This is a genomic window from Micrococcus sp. CS26 (genome assembly GCF_055522295.1).
Genome location: NZ_JBVFVY010000039.1, coordinates 1 through 6,886, shown reverse-complemented (window position 1 = coordinate 6,886; position 6,886 = coordinate 1). Strand labels below are relative to the sequence as shown.

Sequence of the window (6,886 nt, the reverse complement as noted above, 5' to 3'; positions counted from 1 at the left end):
TCGGTCATCCTCAAAGTGACGCTGCCGGAGCGGGCGGACTTCTACCGCGAGTTCGTGGACCATCCCCGAGTGATCCGCGTCCTGGCCCTGTCGGGCGGCTATACCCGGGCCCAGGCCACCACCCTGCTGGCCCGCAACCACGGCGTGATCGCCAGCTTCTCCCGCGCCCTGACCGAAGGGCTGAGTACGGCCCAGAGCCCAGCGCAGTTCAATGCGGTGTTGGATGAGGCCATCAACGCGATCGCGACGGCCTCTCGCACCTGACCGGAGGCCATAGGACCGCTGCGGTAGTCTGCGGCCGCCGAAGCGGTGTCCGACCACCCCCCATTCCTGGGGCCGGGCACCGCCTCAGCGGCGTCTGCCGCGCAGTTCAACGGGCAGCCACCGAGGAGCGCACGAAGTCCTGGCGCACCCCCAAGGCGCGGTCGGTGCGCCGGATGGACTCGCCGCCGTCGTCGACGGTTCCGGTGAGGGCCCGGATCGCGTCGATGTTCTCGGGGACGACGATCGCCTGGTTGTCCACCGTGTAGGTGTAGTACAGCTCGTTGCCGTCCACGGTGAGGATGTCTTCCCAGAGGGCCACCTCATACATATCACCCCGGGGCCGGCCCAGGTCCTCCATGAGTTCCACGGTGCTATTGACCGCCACGACGCCGTCCGAGCGCCGGACGAAGGCGATCCGCGGCATCGCCCGGAACGCCTCCAACACCTCCTGCTTCTCGGCCGGGCGGGTGAGCTCGATCGTCCAGTAGTGCAGGTGGTTCTGAGTGTGGGCTCCCTTGGCGGCCATGGTGACCACGTCCAGGTCCGGGACCACCGACTGGGCGTCGGGCCCCTGATGGCTGGGGATTCGGCCCTCGGGGACGATGGTGTTCATGATCCCCGAGTGGTCCGATTCCCACGGATCGGTGGCCCGGCGGATGAGCACCCCCCGGGCCTTGGACAGCAGTCCGACGTCCTTCAGCGCGGTAAGGGCCCGGACGGTGGCGGTGGTATTGCAGGACACCACCCGGGTGCTGTCCCGGCCCAGGGCGGTGGCGTAGTTGGCGTGGGCGACGAAGGAGTGGCCGGTGAGATCGTGCTTCTCCCCGCCCTGGAACACGGATTTGACCCCGTGGGCACGGTAGAGCTCCAGGTTGCCGGCGCCCACCTGGGCCGGGGTGCAGTCCACCACGACGTCAACGTTCTCGAGCAGGTCGTGCAGGCCTCCGACGACGGGAAGGCCGGCATCCGCCATCACCGGTAGGGCCTGCTCGGTAGAGGCGTAGACGGGGATACCCTTCCCGGCCGCAGTCGCGATCCGGTAGTCAGCGATGACGTCACTGACTCCGACCAGCGCCATGTCCTCCTGGGCCCGGACCGCGTCGGCGACGCGTTTGCCGATGACCCCGTACCCGTTCACCGCGACCTTGATCTTGTCCTGCATGCTCGTCTCCTTTCCTGGAGGACCCGTTCCGGTTTCGGGGTCTATCGCCAGCCGCGTCTCACCGGATGCCCGCAGCGGACGACGGTGCTCAGAGCTTGTCGAGCATCTGTTGCATTTCGGTGATCTCGGCCTCCTGGTCGGCGATGACCTGCTCGGCGAGCTGCACGGCCTGCGGGTTCTGGCCGTCCTCGACCTCGTCCTTGGCCATGTCCACGGCGCCCTTGTGGTGGGCGGTCATCTGCTCCAGGTACAACCGGGCGGCCTCGGTGCCCTGGGCCTGCTCCAGGGCGGCCATGTCCTCCTCGGACATCATCCCGGACATCCCGCCGTGGTCCATGCCCTCCATACCGTCCGTGTCCACGGGGTCTTGGCCCCAGGCGGTGAGCATGGCGTTCATGCGCTCGATCTCCGGGCCCTGGGCGTCGATGACCTTCTGGGCGAACGCGGCCACCTCCGCCGGGACGTCATCCTTGGCCAGCAGCATCTCGCTCATCTCAACGGCCTGCTGGTGGTGCGGGATCATCATTTGGGCGAACATCACGTCCGCGTCGTTGTGCTCGGCGGAGACCTCCTCGGCCGAACCGGTCGCCGTGGTGGACGGTGTCGCGGTGGCCGTGGCCGCAGGGGTGGCGGCGGGGGCGGAGCTGGTCGCGGTGGCCGAGGCCTCAGCGCCGGCGTTCTCGTCCTGGGCGCCGGTGCCGCAGGCGGTCAAGGTCAGGGCGGAGGCCAGGGCCAGGGCGGTCAGCGTCATGGTGCGTTTCATGGTGGGTCCTTCCACAGTGGGTTGAGGGTTCATATCAGAGTTAGCGCCAAGAGGCGCGATCAGGAGGTCGCGGGTTGAAGGGCAGCCTGCGACCGGGGGCGCTCGAGAGGAGCCAGGTGCTCCGGGTCCAGGTCGATCCGGCGCAGCAGCTGGGCGTTGAGGGCCACCACGATGGTGGAGACGGACATCAGGATCGCGCCCACCGCGGGGGAGAGCACGAACCCGATCGGGGCGAGCACGCCGGCGGCCAGCGGCACGGCGAGCACGTTGTAGCCGGTGGCCCACACCAGGTTCTGGATCATCTTGGTGTAGCTGGCCTGGGAGAGCTCGATCATCGACAGCACCGCGCGGGGGTCGTTGCTGGCCAGCACAACGCCGGCGGACTCCATGGCCACGTCGGTGCCGGCGCCGATGGCGATGCCGACCTCGGCCCGCGCCAGCGCCGGGGCGTCGTTGACGCCGTCGCCCACCATGGCCACGGACAGTCCCCGGGACTGCAACTCGGTGACCTTGGTGTCCTTGTCCTGGGGGAGGACCTCGGCGAAGACCTCGTCGATGCCCAGGTCCGCCCCGACGGCCTCGGCGACCTGGCGGGCATCGCCGGTGATCATCGCGACCTTGATGCCGCGGGCGTGCAGGGCGGCCACGGCGGCCCGGGACTCGGGGCGGACCTTGTCCTCCACGGCGACCGCGCCGATAACGGACCCCTCGCGCAGCACGTGCAACACCCCGGCCCCGCGCGCGGTCCAGGAGGCGGTGTGCTCAGTGATCTCCGCCGGCATGGTCAGGTTAAGCTCGCGCAGCATGTTCGGGCCCCCGACGAGGATCTCGGAGCCGTCCACGGTGGCGCGCACCCCGCGGCCCATGGCAGCACTGAAGTCCGTGCCGCGCTTGCGCAACGTGCTGGCCTGCGGGTGCTGCCCGGCGGCGGTGACGATGGCCCGGGCCACGGGGTGCTCGCTGTCAGCCTCGGCCGCGGCGGCCACCGCCAGCAGTTCTGCCTCGGACACGCCGGGCATCGCGGTGACGGCGGTGACGACGTGGGCGCCCTCGGTCAGGGTGCCGGTCTTGTCGAACAGGACCACGTCGATGGTGCGCATCCGCTCCAGGGCCATCCGGTCCTTGATCAGGACCCCGGACTTGGCGGCCTTCTCCGTGGAGAGGGCGATCACCAGCGGGATGGCCAGGCCCAGGGCGTGCGGGCAGGCGATGACCAGCACGGTCACGGTGCGGGTGACCGCGTCGGTGGGCTGGCCGATCGCGGTCCACACGATCGCGGTGATGATCGCCGCGACCAGGGCGAACCAGAACAGCAGGGCCGCCGCCCGGTCGGCCAACGCCTGGGCGCGGGAGGAGGATTCCTGGGCGTCAGCGACCATCCGCTGGATCCCGGCCAGGGTCGTGTCGGTCCCGACGGCGGCCACCTTCACCCGCACGGTGTTGTCGGTGGCCACGGTCCCAGCGACCACCGTGTCCCCGGCCTGGCGCAGCACAGGCTTCGACTCCCCGGTGATCATCGCCTCGTCGAACTCCGCGGCGCCCTCGAGGATGGTCCCGTCGGCCGGCACCCGGGCCCCGGCCCGCACTAGCACCACATCGCCCACGGCCAACTCGGTGATCGGCACGGTGATGGTGTCACCGTCCACGACCTTCTCGGCCTCCTCCGGCAGCAGCGCCGCCAGCGCGTCCAAGGCGGAGGAGGCCGCGCCCAGGGCGCGCATCTCCATCCAGTGGCCCAGCAGCATGATGACCACCAGCAGCGCCAGCTCCCACCAGAAGTCCAGCATCAGGTCCCCGATGCCCAGGGTCGTGACCCAGGAGGCGACGAAGGCCACCGTGATGGCCATCGCGATCAGCAGCATCATCCCGGGCTGGCGGGCGCGCAACTCGGTCAGCCCGCCCTTCAGGAAGGGCATGCCGCCATAGAGGTAGATCACGGTGCCCAGCACCGGGGCGATCCACGCCGAGCCCGGGAACTCGGGGACGTGGTAGCCCAGCAGCTGCCCGACCATGTGGCTGAAGAACACCACCGGGATGGAGAGCACCAGTGAGACCCAGAACCGGTTCTTGAACATCGCGGTGGAATGCCCGGCGTGCTGACCGTGGTCGTGGACCTGGTGCTCCTCGTCCAGGGCCGAGTGGGCGTGGCCCTGGGGCATGGCCTGCCCGTGGGTGGCCGCGTCCGCGGGGTGGTGGGCGGCATGGTCGGTGTGGTTGGCGTGGCCGGCGTGGGGGTTCGGGTCTGGGTGTTCGGCGGTCTGGTCGGTGGGGTGATCGTGGTGGTGCGGGGTGCTCATGGTGTTCCTTCTGCTCGGCGGTCTGTTCGGCGACCGGCTCGGCGGTGGGGCGCCGACCTCGAGGGGATGGGTCGGTTAGATCCGGACGCGGTAGCCGGCCGCTTCGATGGCCGTCCGCACGGAGTCCGCGGAGGCGGGCCCGGTCACGGTGACGGGGGAGGCCCCGCCGGCGACCAGTTCGACCCGGACATCGTCCACCCCGTCCAGGGCGCTCACGGCCTCGGCGACGGAGCCCACGCAGTGTCCGCAGGTCATGCCCTCCACCTGGTAGGTCGCGTCGCCGGCGCTCGTCCCGGTTGGGTCGGCACTCTGGCGCCCGGCGGGGGCGGTGGCGTCGGCGGCTGGGGCGCAGCACGAGCAGCCGTTGGTGGCCCCCGGCAGCGGGGTGCGGGCGGATTCGGTCATGACGGTCTCCTTCAGGTCTGAGGGCGGCGCCGGACGGCGCCTCTCCTCTTGGTATATACCCCCTGGGGGTATCATTCAAGGGGTGGAGCGCCGGTGTTCACGGTGGATAAACGGGTGCGCCGGTAGGTGGGCTGGTCGGGGGGCTGCTTGGTGGGCAGGTCGATGGTGAACGTCGCCCCGGCCGTGGTGGAGGTGGCGCTCAGGGTGCCGCCGTGGGTCTGGATGAGAGCTCGGGAGATGGCCAGGCCGACCCCGGAGCCGCCGTGGTCACGGTCGCGGGCGGTGTCCCCGCGGTAGAAGCGTTCGAAGACGTGCGGCAGGTGCTCGGGAGAGATCCCCTCCCCGGTGTCGGTGACGCTGAGCGTGACCCCGGACGGGCTTTGTCGGGCCTCGAGGGTGACCCGGCCCCCGGCCGGGGTGTGGCGCAGGGCGTTGGTGAGCAGGTTGCCCAGGACCTGGCCCATGCGCTGGCGGTCCACGTCCACGGCCAGGCCCGGATCGGCGTCCATGGTCAGGGCCACGCCCTTGGTGGCGTAGGCCTCCTTGTGGGCCTCGGTCGCGGCATGCAGCAGCCCGCTGACCCCTTGGGGGCTGCGGTCCAGTTCGATCCGGCCCTCCTCGGCGCGGGAGACGTCGTTGATGTCCTCCACCAGCCGGGTCAACCGGGCCAGCTGCTCGCCCATCAGCTCACCGGTGGGCTCGTCCCAGTGGGACACCCCGTCTTGCAGGGCCTCGTGGTAGACGGTCAGCACGGAGACGGGGGTGCGCAGCTCGTGGGCCAGGTCCGAGAGCATCCGTCGACGGGTGTCCTCGGTGCGCTGAAGCCGTGCGGCCATGGTGTTGAAAGACCCTGCCAGCTCCTCCACCTCGGTGCCGGCGCCCATGGCCGGCACGCGGGTGTCGTACCGTCCACCGGCCATGGCCTTGGCCGCCTGGGTCAGGGCGTTGATCGGACTCTGGATCCGGCGGGCGACATTCCAGGTCAATGCCAGACAACAGATCAAGGCCGTGGCCAGGGCCACGCCCAGGGTCCAGAAATTGGCGTCCCGGTAGGCCTGCTCCACGTGCAGCACCTGGGCTGCATCGTGTCCGGCCCCGGCCTGTTCCAGGTGCTCGTGGAACAGTGGTGGGCCGGCCAGGGAGGCCACCACCACCGCGGCCAGCACGCTGGCCCCCACCACCAGCAGCTGGGCGAGGAAGAACCGGGCCGCTAATCCTTGGTAGCGCCGCCGGCCGGTCATTGCTCCGCCATCCGGTAGCCGACCCCGCGGACGGTGTCGATATAGCGGGCCGGGTCCGCGTCGAGCTTGCGGCGCAGGTTCTTGATGTGCACGTCCACGAGCCGTTCATCGCCCACCCAGGCCGGGTCCCAGACGATATCGATCAGCTGGCGCCGGGAGAAGGCCTGGTGCGGGCGCCCCGACAAGGCGGCCAACAGGTCGAACTCCGTGCGCGTTAGTTGCACCACCTGGCCCGACACGCGGGCCTCGTGGGCGGCCAGGTCGATGACCAGGTCACCGCAGACCCGTTCCGGTTCGGGGGCTGACACCGTTGTGCGCGGCCGGCGCATGACCGCCCCCACCCGGGCGACCAGCTCCCGGACGCTGAAGGGTTTGGTGATGTAGTCATCGGCCCCCACCGCCAATCCCTCCAACCGGTGGTGCTCATGGCCGCGGGCGGTGAGCATCAGCACATAGCACTCGGAGAAGGCCCGCACCCGCCGGCACACCTCGATCCCGTCCAGCCCGGGCAGGCCCAGGTCCAGGACCATCACGTCGGGCTCGTGAACCCGGGCGGCCTGCACTGCGGCCGGGCCGGTGTGGGTGAGGGCCACCTCGTAGCCGGCCCGCTCCAGGTAGGTGGCCACCATGCGCGCCAGCGGCTTCTCGTCATCGACCACCAACACCCGGCCGGCCGCCGGACCAGTCCCAGTGTCAGTCCCAGTGCCAGTGCCAGAATTCATGGGTCCAGTCTCGCTCTGTCTCGCGCCCCGGC

The 6,886-nt window shown here is 70.3% G+C and carries 6 protein-coding genes and 1 pseudogene; 1 reads left to right on the top strand and 6 read right to left on the bottom strand.

What is annotated here, in order from left to right; translation table 11 throughout:
• Positions 1 to 264 (top strand): annotated as a pseudogene (locus ACZ1IK_RS10910) (fructose bisphosphate aldolase); the annotation flags it as partial.
• A gap of 106 nt (positions 265 to 370) precedes the next feature.
• On the opposite strand, the gene ACZ1IK_RS10905 reads toward ACZ1IK_RS10910, so the two are convergent.
• The 6 genes from ACZ1IK_RS10905 to ACZ1IK_RS10880 form a co-directional block, all read right to left on the bottom strand.
• Entirely contained in the window at positions 371 to 1,426 is a 1,056-nt protein-coding gene (locus tag ACZ1IK_RS10905; RefSeq protein ID WP_002854314.1) for a type II glyceraldehyde-3-phosphate dehydrogenase, read from the bottom strand.
• Between the two features lie 88 nt (positions 1,427 to 1,514).
• Positions 1,515 to 2,189 carry a DUF305 domain-containing protein gene (locus ACZ1IK_RS10900; protein WP_060974078.1) on the bottom strand — a complete coding sequence of 225 codons (675 nt, stop codon included), beginning with the start codon at positions 2,187 to 2,189 and terminating at the stop codon, positions 1,515 to 1,517.
• A 59-nt stretch (positions 2,190 to 2,248) separates the two neighbouring features.
• Positions 2,249 to 4,486: a copper-translocating P-type ATPase gene (locus tag ACZ1IK_RS10895; RefSeq protein WP_060974077.1), complete on the bottom strand. Its 2,238-nt coding sequence runs from the start codon at positions 4,484 to 4,486 to the stop codon at positions 2,249 to 2,251.
• A gap of 75 nt (positions 4,487 to 4,561) precedes the next feature.
• A complete protein-coding gene (locus tag ACZ1IK_RS10890) occupies positions 4,562 to 4,891 on the bottom strand; it encodes a heavy-metal-associated domain-containing protein (protein ID WP_060775536.1) in 330 nt (109 codons plus the stop codon).
• Positions 4,892 to 4,962: 71 nt separating this feature from the next.
• Complete coding sequence (locus ACZ1IK_RS10885) at positions 4,963 to 6,132, bottom strand: sensor histidine kinase (RefSeq protein WP_060974076.1); 1,170 nt, start codon at positions 6,130 to 6,132, stop codon at positions 4,963 to 4,965.
• Positions 6,129 to 6,854 carry a response regulator transcription factor gene (locus ACZ1IK_RS10880; protein ID WP_060974075.1) on the bottom strand — a complete coding sequence of 242 codons (726 nt, stop codon included), beginning with the start codon at positions 6,852 to 6,854 and terminating at the stop codon, positions 6,129 to 6,131. Before ACZ1IK_RS10880 ends, ACZ1IK_RS10885 begins: the two co-directional genes overlap by 4 nt.
• Between the last annotated feature and the right edge of the window lie 32 nt (positions 6,855 to 6,886).